The organism is Saccharopolyspora taberi (assembly GCF_039534165.1).
GTDB lineage: Bacteria > Actinomycetota > Actinomycetes > Mycobacteriales > Pseudonocardiaceae > Saccharopolyspora_D > Saccharopolyspora_D taberi.
In genome coordinates, this window is record NZ_BAAAUX010000016.1 from 1 (window position 1) to 17,137 (window position 17,137).

Annotated in this window: 17 protein-coding genes; 9 read left to right on the forward strand and 8 right to left on the reverse strand. The window is 71.6% G+C overall.

What is annotated here, in order from left to right; translation table 11 throughout:
• The first annotated feature begins 185 nt into the window (after positions 1-185).
• The 4 genes from ABD691_RS18805 (at position 186) to ABD691_RS18820 (ending at position 5,892) form a co-directional block, all read left to right on the forward strand.
• Positions 186-938, forward strand: coding sequence for a type 1 glutamine amidotransferase (locus ABD691_RS18805; protein WP_344681495.1), 753 nt, complete (start codon positions 186-188; stop codon positions 936-938).
• A gap of 51 nt (positions 939-989) precedes the next feature.
• Entirely contained in the window at positions 990-4,046 is a 3,057-nt protein-coding gene (locus ABD691_RS18810; RefSeq protein WP_344681497.1) for a bifunctional [glutamine synthetase] adenylyltransferase/[glutamine synthetase]-adenylyl-L-tyrosine phosphorylase, read from the forward strand.
• Between the two features lie 81 nt (positions 4,047-4,127).
• Complete coding sequence (locus ABD691_RS18815; RefSeq protein ID WP_344681499.1) at positions 4,128-4,625, forward strand: GNAT family N-acetyltransferase; 498 nt, start codon at positions 4,128-4,130, stop codon at positions 4,623-4,625.
• A 400-nt stretch (positions 4,626-5,025) separates the two neighbouring features.
• Positions 5,026-5,892: an SMP-30/gluconolactonase/LRE family protein gene (locus ABD691_RS18820; protein ID WP_344681500.1), complete on the forward strand. Its 867-nt coding sequence runs from the start codon at positions 5,026-5,028 to the stop codon at positions 5,890-5,892.
• Position 5,893: 1 nt separating this feature from the next.
• On the opposite strand, the gene ABD691_RS18825 is transcribed toward ABD691_RS18820, so the two are convergent.
• Together ABD691_RS18825 and glnA are read right to left on the reverse strand one after the other, a co-directional pair.
• Positions 5,894-6,673 (reverse strand): DUF4344 domain-containing metallopeptidase, encoded by a 780-nt coding sequence (locus tag ABD691_RS18825; RefSeq protein ID WP_344681501.1) that lies wholly within the window; start codon positions 6,671-6,673, stop codon positions 5,894-5,896.
• A gap of 130 nt (positions 6,674-6,803) precedes the next feature.
• Positions 6,804-8,228, reverse strand: a complete 1,425-nt coding sequence (gene glnA / locus ABD691_RS18830; protein ID WP_344681502.1) for a type I glutamate--ammonia ligase — start codon at positions 8,226-8,228, stop codon at positions 6,804-6,806.
• A 174-nt stretch (positions 8,229-8,402) separates the two neighbouring features.
• Between glnA and ABD691_RS18835 the strand changes: the two genes are divergently transcribed.
• Positions 8,403-8,861: an RDD family protein gene (locus ABD691_RS18835; RefSeq protein ID WP_344681503.1), complete on the forward strand. Its 459-nt coding sequence runs from the start codon at positions 8,403-8,405 to the stop codon at positions 8,859-8,861.
• 81 nt (positions 8,862-8,942) lie between these two features.
• On the opposite strand, the gene ABD691_RS18840 is transcribed toward ABD691_RS18835, so the two are convergent.
• From ABD691_RS18840 to dapA, 4 genes are all read right to left on the reverse strand, one after another.
• Positions 8,943-9,671 (reverse strand): DUF4191 domain-containing protein, encoded by a 729-nt coding sequence (locus tag ABD691_RS18840; protein WP_344681504.1) that lies wholly within the window; start codon positions 9,669-9,671, stop codon positions 8,943-8,945.
• A 115-nt stretch (positions 9,672-9,786) separates the two neighbouring features.
• Positions 9,787-10,788, reverse strand: coding sequence for a lipoyl synthase (gene lipA, locus ABD691_RS18845; RefSeq protein ID WP_344681505.1), 1,002 nt, complete (start codon positions 10,786-10,788; stop codon positions 9,787-9,789).
• A gap of 59 nt (positions 10,789-10,847) precedes the next feature.
• Positions 10,848-11,783 (reverse strand): oxidoreductase, encoded by a 936-nt coding sequence (locus ABD691_RS18850; RefSeq protein WP_344681507.1) that lies wholly within the window; start codon positions 11,781-11,783, stop codon positions 10,848-10,850.
• A gap of 55 nt (positions 11,784-11,838) precedes the next feature.
• A complete protein-coding gene (gene dapA / locus ABD691_RS18855) occupies positions 11,839-12,726 on the reverse strand; it encodes a 4-hydroxy-tetrahydrodipicolinate synthase (protein WP_344681509.1) in 888 nt (295 codons plus the stop codon).
• A 70-nt stretch (positions 12,727-12,796) separates the two neighbouring features.
• Between dapA and ABD691_RS18860 the strand changes: the two genes are divergently transcribed.
• The gene (locus ABD691_RS18860; RefSeq protein WP_344681511.1) at positions 12,797-13,681 is read left to right on the forward strand and encodes a LysR family transcriptional regulator; all 885 of its coding nucleotides are present in this window, start codon (positions 12,797-12,799) and stop codon (positions 13,679-13,681) included.
• On the opposite strand, the gene ABD691_RS18865 is transcribed toward ABD691_RS18860, so the two are convergent.
• Positions 13,674-14,096 carry a VOC family protein gene (locus tag ABD691_RS18865; protein WP_344681513.1) on the reverse strand — a complete coding sequence of 141 codons (423 nt, stop codon included), beginning with the start codon at positions 14,094-14,096 and terminating at the stop codon, positions 13,674-13,676. The two genes, ABD691_RS18860 and ABD691_RS18865, sit on opposite strands and share 8 nt — an antisense overlap.
• Positions 14,097-14,166: 70 nt before the next feature.
• Between ABD691_RS18865 and ABD691_RS18870 the strand changes: the two genes are divergently transcribed.
• On the forward strand, positions 14,167-14,949 hold the full coding sequence (locus ABD691_RS18870; RefSeq protein WP_344681515.1) for a helix-turn-helix domain-containing protein: 783 nt from the start codon (positions 14,167-14,169) through the stop codon (positions 14,947-14,949).
• Here ABD691_RS18870 and ABD691_RS18875 read toward each other — a convergent pair.
• Positions 14,936-15,412 (reverse strand): hypothetical protein, encoded by a 477-nt coding sequence (locus ABD691_RS18875; RefSeq protein ID WP_344681516.1) that lies wholly within the window; start codon positions 15,410-15,412, stop codon positions 14,936-14,938. The genes ABD691_RS18870 and ABD691_RS18875 overlap by 14 nt on opposite strands.
• A 135-nt stretch (positions 15,413-15,547) precedes the next feature.
• Between ABD691_RS18875 and ABD691_RS18880 the strand changes: the two genes are divergently transcribed.
• Together ABD691_RS18880 and ABD691_RS18885 are read left to right on the forward strand one after the other, a co-directional pair.
• Positions 15,548-16,147: a TetR/AcrR family transcriptional regulator gene (locus ABD691_RS18880; RefSeq protein ID WP_344681517.1), complete on the forward strand. Its 600-nt coding sequence runs from the start codon at positions 15,548-15,550 to the stop codon at positions 16,145-16,147.
• 23 nt (positions 16,148-16,170) lie between these two features.
• Positions 16,171-17,118, forward strand: coding sequence for an LLM class F420-dependent oxidoreductase (locus ABD691_RS18885; RefSeq protein ID WP_344681519.1), 948 nt, complete (start codon positions 16,171-16,173; stop codon positions 17,116-17,118).
• Positions 17,119-17,137: the final 19 nt, after the last annotated feature.

Genomic DNA, 17,137 nt, shown 5'->3' on the forward strand with positions numbered 1-17,137 from the left:
CCAGCGCCGATGGTACTGCACTCGTTAGGGTGTGGGAGAGTAGGACACCGCCGACAATCAACATGGTGGCTGCGGCCCCAGCGAAATTGACCGCTGGGGCCGCAGCCTTTTTTGTATCCCGACCGCGCAGACTTCGGGGGCTTGGCGCACAGGCCTCGGGGGTATGGCGCGTAGGCTTCGGGGGTATGGGTGGTGTGCGGATCCTCGTTGTGCAGCCTTCCGAGATCGACCCGGTGGGGACGCTCGGGGAGTGGTTGAGCGAGGCCGGAGCGGAGCTCGACATCGTTGCTCCGGCCGTCGAACCGATTCCTGATGATCTTGGTGCTTACCAGGCCGTTGTGGTGCTCGGTGGTGAGATGAGCGCCTATGACGACGCTGAGCATCCGTGGTTGGCGCAGGTGCGGAGTCTGCTGAGCAAGGTGGTCGCGGAGCGGCTGCCGGTGCTCGCGATCTGCCTCGGTGCGCAGCTGCTCGCCGCGGCTACCGGCGGACAGGTGCGAGCGGCCCGGAAGGGGCCGGAAGCCGGCACGCTGCTGGTCGCCAAGCGGGACATCGCTGGGGAGGACCCGCTGCTCGGTGGGCTGCCGCTGACCCCGGACGTGCTTCAGTTCCACGGTGACGAGGTGACGTCCCTGCCGCCGTCGGCTCGGTTGCTGGCTTCCTCACCGAAGTGCGAGAACCAGACCTTCCGGGTCGGGGAGTGCGCTTACGGGTTGCAGTTCCACATCGAGACCACTCCGGACCGGGTCCTGGAATGGGCCGATCTGTTGCCCGAGATCGCCGAGGTCGTGCGGCCGGGGCAGCTCGAACCCGAGCACCTGGCGAGCTTCCACGACGATCTTGAAGAGACCTGGCGGCCGGTGGCCGAGCGGTTCGTCCAGCTCGCCGGAATGCCGCCGGCAGACCGTCCCACCAGCAGGTACCTTCCGCTCGTGTGACCTCGTCGGGTTGGGGCAGCGGCCGGACCGTCGAGTACTACGGTTCAGGGCATGGCCAACACCGGTGCGCCTCGTTCGGGATCCGTGCCATCGCCCGCTCGGTACGGGTTCAGCGACGTGGTGCGCGCCGAAGAGCAGTTGCGGGCAGCCGGGTGGTGGTCCGACGCCGGCCCGGCGCAGGACGCCGAGTCGGTGCTCGGGGCGCTGTCGCGCACTCCCGACCCGGATCTGGCGCTGCACTCGACCGAGCGGTTGCGGGAGGCGCTGGCCGACGAGTGGCCCGAACTCTCCGCCGAACTGCGTGCCGATGCCGGGCTGCGGGGTCGGCTCGTCGGGGTGCTGGGCACCTCCACGGCGTTGGCCGACCACCTCGTCGCTCATCCCGAGGACTGGCAGCGGCTGCGTTCGGACCGTGCGGATCCGGGGTGCCTCGACGAGTACACAGCTGTCCTGCTGCAGGCAGTCGACGCCGCCGGTGACGGTGATCCCGGGACCAACGACGGGCCGGTAGCCGGGCTGCGCGGGCGGGAAGCCGTCAGTGCGCTGCGGCGTGCTTACCGCGGTCTGCTGCTCGACGTCGCCGCGGCGGACCTGGCGCACGTCGCGGAGCCGGAGCTGGCCGCCGTCGCTTATGAGGACGTCGCCGCGAAGCTGTCCGATGTCGCCGTGGCGGCGTTGCGGGCGGCGTTGGCCGTGGCGATGGCCGAGCTGGCGCACTCCGGGGTCGACATCGCGGGCGGGTCCATGCGGCTCGCCGTGATCGCGATGGGCAAGTGCGGCGGGCACGAGCTCAACTACGTCAGCGATGTCGACGTGGTGTTCGTCGCTGCCGAGGAGTCCGACGTGGCCGGGGCGACCCGGCTGGCGAGCCAGCTGATGCGGGTGGCCGGCGCGTCCTTCTTCGAGGTCGACGCCGCGTTGCGGCCCGAGGGCAAGGCCGGGGCGCTGGTGCGGACGCTCGACGGCCACCTCAACTACTACCGCCGGTGGGCGCGGACCTGGGAGTTCCAGGCGCTGCTCAAGGCCCGGCCGGTCGCGGGCGACCGCGAGCTGGGCCAGCGGTACCTGGAGGCCGTGCAGCCGCTGGTGTGGACGGCGTCCGAGCGGGAGGGGTTCGTCTCCGACGTGCAGTCGATGCGGCGGCGGGTAGAGGACCACGTGCCGCCCGAGCTGTCCGAGCGCGAGCTGAAGCTCGGGCGCGGCGGGCTGCGTGATGTCGAGTTCGCCGTGCAGCTGTTGCAGATGGTGCACGGCAGGGGGGACGACACGCTGCGTGCTCCATCCACTGTGGATGCTTTGCGGGCGTTGGGCGAGGGCGGTTACGTCGCGCGCTCCGACGCCGCCGACCTGATGGACTCGTACCGCTTCCTGCGCGGGCTCGAACACCGGCTGCAGCTGCGCAAGCTCCGCCGCACGCACCTGTTCCCCGCGACCGACGACGCCGCGGAGCTGCACTTCCTCGCCCGCTCGGCAGGGCTTCGCTCCAGCGGGCGGCAGGGCGCGGGAGCCGTGCTGCTCAGCGAGTTCCGCAGGCACAGCAGCCGGGTCCGCCGCCTGCACGAGAAGCTGTTCTACCGGCCGCTGCTGGAAGCCGTGGCGAAGGTGCCGACCGAGGCGCTGCGGCTGACCACCGACGCCGCCGTCGCCCGCCTGGCGGCGCTGGGCTACACCTCGCCGGAAGGCGCGCTGCGCCACATCGAGGCGCTGACCTCCGGGATGTCCCGCCGCGCGAGCATCCAGGGCGCACTGCTGCCGATGCTGCTCGACCTGCTGGCCAACACCCCCGATCCCGACGGCGGGCTGCTGGCCTACCGCAAGGTGTCCGAGGCGTTGGCCGAGACGCCGTGGTACCTGCGGTTGCTGCGGGACGAGGGCGTTGTCGCCGAGCGGCTCGCCTCGCTGCTGGGCACGTCGAAGCTCGTGCCGGAGCTGCTCGTCCGGGCGCCGGAGGTGCTTCGGCTGCTGTCGGACACGCCCGCGCTCGCCGAGCGCGACCCGGCCGAGGTGGCGGTCTCGCTGCGCCGGGCGGTCGCGCGCTACTCCGAGCCGGAGCGCGCCGTGGCCGCCGCTCGTTCCTTGCGGCGGCACGAGCTGCTGCGGATCGCGTGCGCGGACCTGCTCGGGCTGATGCCGCCGCCGGAGGTGTTCCGCGCGCTGTCGAGCGTGTGGGTCGCGGTGCTGGAGGCGGCTCTCGACGTCGCGGTGCGATCGGTGTCGGGCCGTCCTGAGTGGGGCGGGGTGTCGGCGCGGATCGCGGTGATCGGGATGGGCAGGCTCGGCGGCGCGGAACTCGGGTACGGCTCCGATGCCGACGTGATGTTCGTGTGCGAGCCGGTGGAGGGCGCCGACGAGACGACCGCGGTGCGGTTCGCGACCGCCGTCGTCGAGCAGGTGCGCAAGATGCTGGGCGCGCCGAGCCAGGACCCGCCGCTGGAGGTCGATGTGGACCTGCGGCCGGAGGGGCGCCGAGGACCGCTGGTCCGGACCTTGGAGTCCTACCTCGCCTACTACCAGCGGTGGGCCGAGGTGTGGGAGGCGCAGGCGCTGCTGCGCGCCCGGCCGGTGGCCGGGGATCTGGAGCTGGGGGAGCGGTTCTGCCGCGCGGTCGATCCGATCAGGTACCCCGAAGGCGGCCTGGACGACAAGCGGATCCGCGAGATCCGGCGGATCAAGGCGCGGGTGGACTCCGAGCGGCTGCCCCGGGGCGCCGATCCCGCCACGCACACCAAGCTCGGGCGCGGGGGTCTCGCCGATGTCGAGTGGACGTTGCAGCTGCTCCAGCTCCGCCACGGCGGCGAGCACCCGGACCTGCGCACGACGTCGACCGTCGACGGGCTGACCGCCGCCGCGCGGCTCGGCGTGCTCGAAGCGCAGGAGTCCGCTGAGCTCATCGAGGCGTGGACGCTGGCGATGCGGGCGCGCAACGCGGTGATGCTGGTGCGCGGCAAGGCGGGCGACCAGCTCCCGAAGCAGACCAGGGAGCTCAGCGCCTTCGCCGCCGCACTCGGTTATCCGGTCGGGACCGACACCGGCGCGGTCGTCGACGACTACCTGCGGGTCACCCGGCACGCGCGCGCGGTGGTGGAGCGGGCGTTCTACGAGTACTGACCGCGAAATCGCCCGTGCGGTCCAATGTGGAGTCGGAAACGGCCCTGTCTGCCCCGGCGCCACCCGACGTAGGCTGCCCGGGTGGTGGATCTGATCAGGCAGGCGGAAGAGGGCGATCACGCCCGGATCGTCGACTCCATCGGCACCTGGTGGTCGGACTCGCGCAGTCCGGCGGCGGCGCGCGAACTGGCGCTGCTGGTGCCGCGGCTGTTCCTCCAGCACTTCGGCAGCACCAGCTTCGTGGTCGAACGGGACAGCCGGTTCCTCGGTTTCCTGGTCGGGTTCCTGTCCTACGACCGCCCGGACGACGCCTACATCCACTTCGTCGGCGTTGATCCGGCGCAGCGGCGCGGCGGGGTCGCGCGCCGGCTGTACAAGGCATTCTTCGACATGGTGCGCCAGGAGGGCCGCAGCCGCGTCGAATGCATCACCTCGCCCGCCAACACCGGTTCGATCGCATTCCACCGGAGAATGGGATTCGAACTCGTGCCGGGGGACAAGGAAATCGACGGCGTTCCGGTGCACAGCGACTACGACGCGCAGGGCCATGATCGGGTGTGCTTCGTGCGGGAGCTGTGAATTCGCCCCGGGGCGGATCGCAGGGCGGGAAACCGTCGCCGTCACCGCGAGCGGTATATGACGTGAGCAGCGATATCGGCGAATGAGAGGCCGGGGGCCCGCGCGGCTGGGCCAGGTGGGCGACCAGCCGCGCCGTCCTCGCGGTCGAGCCGGGGCGGCGTGCTCGGCCGGACGCTGGTCCGTTCGGCAGACCCGGCGGCAGGCATTCGGCAGACATCGCGGTCGCCGCGCGGGCATTTCGCCGGTGCTGATCGGCATCGCCACTGAATTCCGGGAGTCCGCAAAGGAATTACCGGCCGGTTCGTGGCCCGTTCGGACGCTCACAACGCGCCTGCCGCGCGGGTAGCCTGCCTGTGGGGGTTATCCGTTCGACCACTGCGCGATCCGAATGGGAGTGCGCGTGTCCGAGAATTTCGAGTTGCTCGTCGACCGCCAGGCTCTGCACGGGGACGGCCCGCTGTGGATGCCGACGCTCAATTGCGTGTACTGGGTGGACATCCTGCGACGGGAATTGCACACCTACCACCGGGATTCCGGTGCCGACGAGGTCCAGGTGCTGCCCGGGGTGGTGACCGCGCTCGCCGCGACCCGCAGCGGTCAGCTGATCGCCGCGGCCGACCGCGGGTTCGCGCGGCTGTACCCGGGCCGGGCGGCGCTGGATCCGGTGACCGAAGTGCACAACGGCGACCGGATGAACGGCGGCACCTGCGATCCGGCGGGCCGGTTCGTGGCGGGCACGCTCACCTGGTCGCGGGACGGGCAGCGCAGCACCCTGTACGTGCTCGACGGGGAGCGGACCCGGCCGATCGTCGACGGGCCTGCCGCGTCCAGCGGGCTCGCGTGGAGCCCCGACGGCAGGCGGATGTACCTGGTGGACACCGCGCTGCGGACCATCTGGCTCTACGACTACGACGTGGAGCACGCGCAGGCGCGGGCCGGGCGCCGCTGGGTCGTGTGCTCGGAGTCGGAGGGCAGGCCGGAGGGGATCGCGGTGGACGCCGACGGCGGCGTCTGGGTCGCGATGCACTGGACCGGCCGGATCCACCGCTACGGGGCGGGCGGCGACCTGGAGACCGTGCTGTGGGCGCCGACGCGCAGGATCACCGGTCTCGCCTTCGGCGGGCCCCGGCTGGACGAGATGTACGTGACCTCCGCCTGCTTCGGCTACGACGAGCGGGCCCTGGCAGGCGACCCGTACGCGGGCGCGCTGTTCCGCTTCCGGCCCGGGACCTCCGGCCGGGTGCCCGCGCCGTGGAACGGGCTGTGAGTCAGCGCTGGGTGAACGGCCGGAGCAGGTTCTCCCAGCCGCGCACGAGCTGGTCGTACTCGTCGCCGCAGTTCGCGGCGCGGTCCTCGGGCAGCTCGCCGCTGTCGACGAGGTAGCCGAACCGCTCGTCGTCGCTGCCGTAGAGGTAGCAGAGGTGGTTGGTGTAGCGCTGGATGTCCAGCGAGTGCGGGTCGTCGAAGGCCAGGTCCTCGGGCGCGGTGCTCTGCGCGGTGAGGCGGTAGGACTCGGCGGCGCTGAGCACCAGGTCCGGGCCGCCGCGGGTGTTGTTGATCAGCCAGTAGGACGCGAGCTGGTCGGCGACGTCCTCCTCGCGGCCGGTGAACGGCAGGTCGAGCACGTCGATCAGCGCGTGCGCCAGCTCGTGCACGTAGGTTTCCGCGACAGTGCCGAGCACATCGCGGTTCACCTCGTCGGCGGGCTCGCCGCCGGCGGAGAAGGAGGTCCGGAACTCGTCGACCAGCTCGTAGCAGAGCTCGATCCGGTGCAGCTCGGGGTCGTAGTAGGCGTTGGACTCCCCGCACTCCATCGCGACGATCGGGATGTCGGTGGGGACCAGGATGCGGTCGTCGACGTCGGCGGCCAGCTCCTCCAGGACACCGCTGCGCTGGAGCAGGTCGCGGGCGCCGGTGAAGGTGGGCGCGTCCTCGTAGGTGACGGGGAACCGGCCTTCGCCTGCCGGAACGGGGGTGGGGGTCGGGAGCACCGAGGTGCACGCGGTCAACAGCAGCAGCACCGGCGCGGCAAGCGCGAACAGACGCAATGCCCGGACCCTCCGCTGAAACGAATGATGTTCGTGATTTTAGCGGGGCGGGCGCGGGCGGAGTGCCGGAAAGCCGAAAGCCCGGCGGCACCAGTCGGTGCCGCCGGGCCTTCCGGGGACGTTCAGCCGATCACACGTCGAAGTACAGCGCGAACTCGTGCGGGTGCGGGCGCAGGCGGATCGGGTCGATCTCGTTCTCCCGCTTGAGGCTGATCCAGGTCTCGATCAGGTCCTCGGTGAACACGCCACCCTCGAGCAGGTAGTCGTGGTCGGCCTCCAGGCGGTCGATGACCTTGGACAGGCTGTCCGGCACCTGCGGGACGTTCTTGGCCTCCTCCGGCGGAAGCTCGTAGAGGTCCTTGTCGATCGGCTCGGCGGGCTCGATCTTGTTCTTGATGCCGTCCAGACCGGCCATCAGCATCGCGGCGAAGGCCAGGTACGGGTTGCCCGACGGGTCCGGGCAGCGGAACTCGACGCGCTTGGCCTTCGGGTTCGAGCCGGTGATCGGGATCCGCATGCAGGCCGAGCGGTTGCGCTGCGAGTAGACCAGGTTCACCGGGGCCTCGAAGCCCGGCACCAGGCGGTGGTAGGAGTTCACCGTCGGGTTGGTGAAGGCCAGCAGGCTCGGCGCGTGGTGCAGGATGCCGCCGATGTAGTGGCGGGCCGTGTCCGACAGGCCGGCGTAACCGGACTCGTCGTGGAACAGCGGGCTGCCGTCCTGCCACAGCGACTGGTGGCAGTGCATGCCGGAACCGTTGTCGCCCAGCAGCGGCTTGGGCATGAAGGTCGCGGTCTTGCCGTTCTGCCAGGCGGTGTTCTTCACGATGTACTTGAACAGCTGCAGGTCGTCAGCCGCGTGCAGCATCGTGTTGAACTTGTAGTTGATCTCGGCCTGGCCGCCGGTGCCGACCTCGTGGTGGGCGCGCTCGACGGTGAAGCCGGAGGCGATGAGCTGCTGGACCATCTGGTCGCGCAGGTCGGCGAAGTGGTCGTACGGGGAGACCGGGAAGTAGCCGCCCTTCATCCGGGTCTTGTAACCCCGGTTGCCGCCCTCCTCGTCGCGGCCGGTGTTCCACCAGCCCTCGATCGAGTCGACCTCGGCGAAGGACTTGTTCGCGGCCTCGCCGAACTTGACCGAGTCGAAGATGTAGAACTCGGCCTCGGCGCCGAAGAACGCGGTGTCGGCGATGCCGGACTCGGCCAGGTACTGCTCGGCCTTGCGCGCGATGTTGCGCGGGTCGCGGCTGTAGGGCTCCAACGTGAACGGGTCGTGCACGAAGAAGTTGAGGATCAGCGTCTTCTCGGCGCGGAACGGGTCGAGCCGGGCGGTGTAGGGGTCGGGCAGCAGCAGCATGTCCGACTCGTGGATCGACTGGAAACCGCGGACCGACGAGCCGTCGAAGGCGAGGCCCTCGGTGAAGGCGTCCTGGTCGAAGGCCGCAGCCGGCACCGTGAAGTGCTGCATGACGCCCGGCAGATCGCAGAACCGGACATCGACGAACTTCACGTCCTCGTCGGAGATGAAGCGCAGGACCTCGTCTGGATTCTTGAACACCCTCGGTGGCTCCTTCACGCACTCGTACAGCTCACCGACGAGGAGCTGCCCGCCGGCTCGACAGGGACGGTATGTCGGCAGTGTTGCCCGGTCGTCACCCTTGTGTTTCGCCGGCGTTAACTGGTCGCTGAAGCGGGGGAACCGGTTGCTCCACCGGGCCGTACCCTGGTTGCCGTGGGTAGATTGACCGGTTCCTGGCTGAACGGCCCGAGAGCCGCCCGGGACAACGATAGCGATGACGCCCCGCGCTGGCGCGGTGAGCGGCTGGGACTCCCGGAGAGCGGGCCTGGCTCGGCCGCGCCGGTGGGCAGGCGCATCCTGGCGTTCCTCGTCGACATCACGCTTGCCGCGCTGGTGACCTGGGCTTTCACCGCGCCCGCGCCGCCGGGCAACTGGAGCCTGCTGGGCTGGTTCGTGATCACCGTGGTGCCGGTGAGCTTCTTCGGCGTGACGCCGGGGATGGTGCTGCTGCGGATCTGGGTCGCGCGGGTCGACGGCAGCTCGATGGTCGGGCCGTGGCGGGCCGTGGTGCGCTGCGTGCTGACGTTCCTGATCATCCCGGCCGTCGTGTGGAACCTCGACGGGCGTTCGTGGCACGACCGCATCACCAAAACGCTGGTCTTGCGCCGCTGAAGGTTTGGCACTTGCGCGGCGGGGACCTGACAAAAGCGAAGCGCCCCGCCGGATCTGGCGGGGCGCCCTCGCGTTCGCTGGTTACTTCGCGCGTCGCATGGCCCGCTGGACGTTGCGCATCTTCGCGCCCTGCGGCATCGGGCCCTTGGGCAGCGCGTTGCCGCGGTTGGCCAGGGCCGCCAGCCGGTTCTCCAGGGCGTCGATCTGGCCGGCGTTGATGTTGCGGGGCAGCTTCATCAGGTGCGTCTGGAGCTTGCGCAGCGGGACCTGGCCCTCCTCGGTGCCGACCACGACCTCGTAGATCGGGGTGTCACCGACGAGCCGGGAGATCCGCTTCTTCTCCTGCGACATCAGCGACTTCAGCCGCTGCGGCGCGCCCTCGCCGACCAGCACCACGCCCGGCTTGCCGATCAGCCGGTGCACCGCGTCGAGCTGGGTGGTCCCGGCGACTGCCTGGGAGAGGTTCCACTTGCCCCGCAGGTTCTCCAGCGCCCAGCCCGCGGCGCCCGGCTGGCCGTCCGCCTTGCGGTAGACGGTGGCCTGCACCCGGCGGCCGAAGATGATCACCGCGCCGAGCAGGCCCAGGGCGATGCCGACGGGCAGGAACATCCACTGCAGGCTCCAGATCATGCCCAGCAGGAACACCACGGCCGCGACCACCACGAAGGTGCCCAGCATCAGCGGCAGGAGGAGCTTGTCCTCCCGGCGCTGCATCTTGAACGCCTCGAAGATCTGCTTGACGCGGCCTCGCGAAGCCTCGCGTCGTTGTTTGGCCGCCGCTTTCTTGGCGGCCTTGTCCTGCTTGGCCATGGTTCTCAGGATACGGCGGGGCCCGGGAGCTGTGGAGGTACGGTCCCGACTTCGGCTTCCCGCCGCCACGACCGGGCCCGGGCCGCGACCCCGCAGGACCGCGGCCCGCGGCCGGTCAGCGGGACAGCAGGCTGCTGGCCTCCTGCGCGGCGGTGCCCGCCTGCGCGAGGTGCGCGAGGTTGGCGGGCAGCGGCATGCCGCGGTGCTCGGTGGCCTTCGCGTAGAGCCGGCCCGCGCGGTAGCTCGACCGCACCAGCGGACCGGCCATGACGCCGGGGAAGCCCAGCTCCTCGGCGGTCCTGGTGTGCTCGACGAACTCCTCTGGCTTGACCCACCGGTCCACCGGGTGGTGCCGGGGGCTGGGCCGCAGGTACTGGGTGATGGTGACGATGTCGCAGCCCGCCTCGCGCAGCTCGCGCAGCGCCTCACCGACCTCGTCGGGGGTCTCGCCCATGCCGAGGATGAGGTTGGACTTGGTGACCAGCCCGTCCTCCCTGGCCAGCGTGATGACCTCCAGCGACCGCTCGTAGCGGAAGCCGGGCCGGATCCGCTTGAAGATCCGGGGCACGGTCTCGACGTTGTGGGCCAGGACCTCCGGGCGGGAGCCGAAGACCTCGGCGAGCTGGTCGCGGTCGGCGTTGAAGTCCGGGATCAGCAGCTCGACGCCGGTGCCCGGGTTGAGGGAGTGGATCTGCCGGACGGTCTCGGCGTAGAGCCAGGCGCCGCCGTCCTCGAGGTCGTCGCGGGCCACGCCGGTGACCGTCGAGTAGCGCAGGCCCATGGCCTGCACGCTCTCGGCGACCTTGCGGGGCTCGCTGGTGTCGAGGGTGGCGGGCTTGCCGGTGTCGATCTGGCAGAAGTCGCAGCGGCGGGTGCACTGGTCACCCCCGATGAGGAAGGTCGCCTCGCGGTCCTCCCAGCACTCGAAGATGTTCGGGCAGCCCGCCTCCTCGCAGACGGTGTGCAGTCCCTCGCGTTTCACCAGGGCCTTGAGCTCCTGGTACTCCGGGCCCATCCGGGCACGGGTCTTGATCCACGAGGGCTTCTTCTCGATCGGGGTCTGACTGTTGCGTACTTCGAGCCGCAACAGCTTCCGCCCCTCCGGCGCCGCAGTCACGCTGACAGGCTACGCCCCCGCCCGCGGTGGGCCGAAACCGTGATCGTCGTCACAGCTGGTCAGGCGGGGTCCGGGGAAACTCCGGTGAGTTCCGCGGTGACCTCCCACAGCCGCCGCGCGGTGCGCTCGTCGCGGGCGGCGCGGCTGATCCCGGCGCGCGCCGGGTGGCCGCGCATTTCGCGGAAGCCGTCCGGTCCGATGTACTGGCCGCCGCTGACGCCCGGTGCCGTCGCCGAGTGCAGCTGCGGCAGGGCGCCCTGGTCGGCGGGCTGGGTGACCAGACCGACGGCCCGCCCGACGGCGTTGCTGACCAGCGGCGGCAGCGAGCGGGTCCGCGCGGAGTTCGCGGTGAGCTCGGTGTTGGAGACACCGGGGTGGGCGGCGACGCTGGTGATGTCGAGCCGGGCCGCGCGCAGGCGGCGGTCGAGTTCGAGGGTGAACAGCAGGTTGGCCAGCTTGGCCTGGCAGTAGCTGCGGACCGGCTGGTACCGGCGGCGGTCGAAGTTGAGGTCGTCGACGTCGACGGTGCCGTAGGCGTGCGCGAGGCTGGACAGCGTGACCACGCGCGCGCCCGCGCGCTCGCGCAGGGCGGGCATCAGCAGCCAGGTCAGCGCGGCGTGGCCGAGGTGGTTGGTGCCGATCTGGAGCTCGAAGCCGTCAGCGGTGGTGCGCTTGGGAGTCGCCATGACCCCGGCGTTGTTCATCAGGACGTCGAGGCCGTCGCCGGTGCGGTCGCGGACCTCGGCGGCGGCCTTGCGCACCGAGGCGAGGTCGGCGAGGTCGAGTTCGACGAGTTCGGGCTCGACCGCGGCGCTCGCGGCGACCTCCGCCTGGGTCGCCCGGCCGCGCTCGGGGCTGCGGCAGGCGAGCAACACCCGCGCGCCCTTCGCGGCGAGGGCCTGCGCGCTGCGCAGGCCCAGGCCGGAGTTCGCCCCGGTGATCAGCACGGTGCGGCCGGACTGGTCCGGGATGTCAGCGGTGGTCCACTTGGCCATGCCCGACATCCTGGCCCGCTGACCCGGCGCGGAGGAAGGGGAGGCGCGCGGTTGTTCAGCGAGCGGTAACCGGAGTGAGCGCCTGCGTCGCGTTGACCGCGTCCGCGACCGAAGCAGCGCTGGCTGGCAGCAGCGGGAGCCGGACGTCCGGAGTGGGGATGTGGCCCTGCGCGTGCAGAACGCCCTTGAGCACGGTCGGGCTCGGCTCGGCGAACAGCGTCTTCGACAGTGCCGCCAGGGCGTTGCCGAGGCCGCGGGCCCGCTCGACGTCACCGTTGCGCCAGGCGGTAGCCAGGTCCACGAACGCCGCGGTGTGCAGGTGCGCGGAGGCGAGGATGGCGCCGTGGCCGCCGAGGGCGAGCACCGCAGGGGCGAACACATCGTCCCCGCACAGCACGGCGAAGTCGTGCGGGGGAGCGGCGAGCAGTTCGACGGTGTCCTGGTCGATGCCGCCGACCGCGTGCTTGACGCCCACGACCCCGGGGATCTCGGCGAGGCCGCGCAGCGTCGCCGCGCTCACCGACTGACCCGTGCGGTACGGGATGTTGTAGACGATCAGCGGCACCGGGCTCTCGGCCGCGAGCGCGCGGAAGTGCGCCAGGACTCCGGCCTCCGACGGGCGGACGAAGTGCGGCACCGCGACCAGCGCCGCGTCGGCGCGCACCGAGCGGAGGCTGTCGGCCGAGGAGCGGGTGTTGTTGGTGCCCGCACCGACGATCAGGGTCGCGCCCCGCTCGCGGCACGCGCTCGCGCAGATCTCGACGACCCGGCGCCGCTCGTCGTCGTCCAGCGCGCTCGGCTCGCCGGTCGTGCCGAGCGCCACGAGCCCCGCCGCACCCTTGTCCAGCGCCGAGTGCGCGAGCGCTTCGAGCGCGTCCGCGGCGACGCTCCCGTCGGGCGCGAACGGAGTGATCAGGGGGACGTGGATTCCGGCGAGCCTCATGGTTTCAGCCTGTCGGAGCCGCCAGTGCAGGTCCAGTTCGCGTTTGTGCATCGAACGTTAAGCTGAACTGATGCTCGACGTCCGGCGCCTGCGCCTGCTCCGCGAACTCGCCCACCGCGGCACCATCGCCGCCGTCGCCGACGCGCTGGCGTTCACGCCCTCGGCGGTGTCGCAGCAGCTGGCCGTGCTGGAGCGCGAGGCCGGGGTGGCCCTGCTCGAACGCAACGGGCGCAAGGTCGTGCTGACCCCGACCGGGCGCGATCTGGTGGCCCGCGCCGAGGAGGTGCTGGAGATCCTCGAACGCGCCTCGGCCGACCTCGCGGGCGCCCGCAGGGGGCTGGCCGGGCCGCTGCGGATCGGGACGTTCCCCTCGGCCGCCCGCACGCTGGTGCCGTCCGCGCTGACGATGCTGGCCCGCGAGCACCCCGGGCTGGAACCGATGATCGAGGAGATCGACCCGGCCCAGGTTGCCGACGCCCTGCGCGGCCGGGAACTCGACGTCGCGCTGGAGCACGACTACGACTTCGCGCCCTCCGAACCGGACGAGGGACTCGGCAGCGAGCCGCTGATGGAGGAGCGGCTGTACCTGGCCGCGCCGAAGGGGTGGAAGGGCGAGGCGGAGCACGATCCGATCCGCCGCTGGCGCAACGCGCCGTGGATCGTCGCCCCGCCGGACATGCTCTGCCACAGCATGGTGGTCCGCGCGTGCCAGGTAGCCGGGTTCGCCCCGCGCATCCGCCACCACATCGACGACTTCGCGGTGGTGCTCGGGTTCGTCGCCATCGGGCAGGGCGTCGCGATCGTGCCCCGGCTCGGGGTCGTCGACACCCCGCCCGAGGTGGCGCTGACGGAGCTGCCGATGAAGCGCCGCACCTGGGTGTCGTTCCGCCGGGGCGCCAGCGGGCATCCGGCCGTGGGAGCGTTCGTGTCGGCGCTGCGCGCGGTGGTCAGCTGAGCTCGTGCGCCGCCGGTCGGTGGTGGACGTACTCGATCACGCTGCCGTCCGGGTGCCGCACGGTGAAGCCCTCGCCGACGGGCGCCCGGAACGGCTCCTGGACGAACTCGGCGCCCTGCGCCCGGAAGAACTCGACGTACGGCCAGATGTCGGCGACCAGCTGCGTGCCGACGGTCGCGCGGAACGGAGCCAGCGACTCGTCGGTGCCCGCGATGATCAGGAACCCGCCGACCGCGGTCAGCGCGAGGTCCTTCTCCGGGTACGGCATGTGCATGTCGCGCTCGACGCCGAGCAGCCGCTCGTACCAGGCGGTGGTGGTCTCCAGCTCGTCGGCGCCGACGAACACGCGGATGAAGGTGCGGGGTTCGGCCAGCTGGGAGGAATCGTCGCTGCGCCGCCAGAGTTGATCGGTCATGGCGGTCAGCCTCGCCCCGGGCGGCGTTCCGGGGCAGTTCCGCGGTTGTGCTGTGAGTAGGAGTAACAGGATGGACACCCGTCGCGAGCTCGGTGCGTTCCTGCGGGCCGCGCGTGAGCAGGTCGCGCCCGTGGAGCTGGGGCTGCCCGACACCGGGCGCCGGCGCACTCCGGGGCTGCGGCGCGAGGAGGTCGCGGCGGCCTCGGGCATCGGCCTGGCCTGGTACACGTGGCTGGAGCAGGGCCGGGTCAGCACTTCGCGGCAGGTGCTGGAGTCGGTGGCGCGCACGCTGAAGCTCGGGCCGGACGCGCGCACGCAGCTGCTCGCGCTCGGCGGGTTCACCTCGGCCGGGGAGCCGGAGGCCGATCGGATCGCCGAGCTCCGCCCGCTGCTGGCGAGCTGGCCGCACAGCCCGGCGCTGCTGCTGGACCACAGCTTCGACGTGCACGCGGCCAACGACGCCTACCGGGTCGTCTGGCCGGAGCCGGGCGAGAACCTGCTGCTGCACCTGGCGACCAGCGAGGCGGCGGGCGAGCGGCTGGGCTCGGGGGAGCTGCTGTACCAGCTGTTTCTGCGGTTCCGGATGCAGGCCGACCGCAGGGGTGCCGATCCGCGGGTGCGCCGGGTCTTCGACGACCTGCGGAGGCTGCGCCCGGACCTGGGTCACTGGTGGGCCTGCCGCGGTGTCCCGGAGACGCAGGTCTGGGAGTCCGACGTGCTCGTGCCGGACGGTCCGCGGCTGCGGTTCGCCTTCAGCCTCCTGCTGCCCGGCGGGGCATCGGCCGCGGCGCTGCTGGTGCAGGCCCCGGCCGATGCCGGGACGGCGGAGTGGATGCGGCTCAGCTGCTCGTGAGCAGGTCCCGGTCCGGGGTTCCCCGCAGCAGGCGGAGGAAGGCCGCGCCGACGCGGGCGATGTCGTCGGCGGGTTCGGTGTGGTCGGCCAGACCGGTGGCCAGCGCCAGCAGCCGCTGCTCGCGCTCCAGCGCGCCGCGCAGCCCGGGCTCGTCCAGGTGCTTGTCGAGGACCGCGCGCAGCACCGGGTTGCGGGTCGCCGTGGTCCGCCATGCGGCGGTGACGGCCTCGACGCGGTCGCCGTGCGGGTCGTCCTCGACCTCCGACAGCGCGACCCCGATGCGACCGGTGATCAGCTGGAGCCACTTGTGCTGCAGGGCGGGGACGAGGTCGTCGGTGTCGGCGAAGACCGCGCGGGCCCGGGGGACGGCCTGCGGGTCGAGGCGGTCGCCGGGGTGCGCCTCGGCGTGGTCGAGCACGGCCTGGATCGCGTGCTGCCGCTGGTAGAAGTCGTTCCAACTCATGGTGCTTCCTCCCGCTGGCGTCGTGCGGTGGGTCCATGTGACGCTCGGCATACCTCGGGTGTGCGGCATACCGAGAGTATGTGAGTACGAAGGTACCACGAGTCCGTACCAACGGTATGTCCTAAGGTTGTGAGCATGGCTACAGCTCGATCACGTCGGGTGGAGTACTCGGAGTCCACCCGGCAGGCACTGGTGGACTCAGCGGTCGAGCTGTTCACCGAACGCGGCTACGGCGGCACCTCGCTGGACGAGATCGCCCGCAGCGCCCGGGTCACCAAGGGAGCGCTCTACCACCACTTCGGCGGCAAACAGGCGGTCTTCGAGGCGGCCTTCGACCAGGTCCAGGCCGACATCGTCGGCCGGATCGCGGCGGTGATCGCCGAGCCGAGCGATCCGTGGACCATGATGCGGGCCGGGCTCAACGCGTTCCTGGAGGTCTGCCTGGAGCCCACCTACCAGCGGATCGTGGTCCGCGAGGGCGCCGCGGTCATGGGCTGGGAGGTCTGGCGGGACAGGGAGGAGCGCACGACCTTCGGGGTGCTGCGCACCGTGGTCGGCCAGCTGATCGCCGAGGGCGAGATCGAGCCGCTGCCGCTGGACTCGCTGTCCCGGGTGATCTTCGGCGGCATGTCCGCCGGCGCGACGGCCATCGCAGCCTCGTCCGACCCCCGGCGGACCAGCGCCGAGGTCGGCCGCTGCATGGAACGGCTGCTGGAAGGACTCCGCGTGTCCTGATCCACCGGCGCTAACCTCGGGGCGTGACCGAGGAATTCAAGCTCAGGATCTTCACCGAACCGCAGCAGGGCGCGACCTACGACGACCTGCTGCGGGTCGCCAGGACCGCCGAAGCTGCGGGCTACGACGCCTTCTTCCGCTCCGACCACTACCTGAAGATGGGCTCGGTGACCGGCGAACCCGGCCCCACCGACGCCTGGATCACCCTCGCCGGTCTGGCCCGCGAGACCTCCCGGCTGCGGCTGGGCACGCTGATGACCGCGGGCACCTTCCGGCTGCCCGGGCCGCTGGCCATCGCGGTCGCCCAGGTCGACCAGATGTCGGGCGGCCGGGTCGAGCTCGGGCTCGGCAGCGGCTGGTACGCCGACGAGCACACCGCCTACGGCATCCCGTTCCCGTCGCTGAAGGAGCGGTTCGACCGCTACGCCGAGCAGCTGGCGATCGTCACCGGCCTGTGGGCCGCCGAGCCGGGCGAGCCGTTCGCCTTCGACGGCGAGTACTACCAGCTGGCCGACTCGCCCGCGCTGCCCAAGCCGGTGCAGCGGCCGGGGCCGCCGGTGCTGATCGGCGGGGTCGGCAAGAAGCGGACCCCGGAGCTGGCCGCGCGCTACGCCAGCGAGTTCAACCTGCCGTTCGTCGACGCCGACACCGCCGCCGCGCAGTTCGAGCGGGTCGACGCGGCGTGCGCGGCGATCGGCCGCGAGCCGGGCGAGATCGTGCGCTCGGCGGCGCTGGTGCTGTGCGCCGGCAAGGACGACGCCGAGATCGCCCGCCGGGCCGGGGCGATCGGGCGGGAGGTCGAGGAGCTGCGCACCAACGGGCTGGCCGGGACCCCTGCCGAGGTGGTGGACCGGATCGGGGCCTGGCGCGAGCGGACCGGGATCACCCGGCTCTACCTCCAGGTCCTGGACCTCGACGACCTGGACCACCTGGAGCTGGTGGCGTCCTCGGTCGCCCCGCAGCTGGGCTGAGGTTCCGCCACCCGCACCG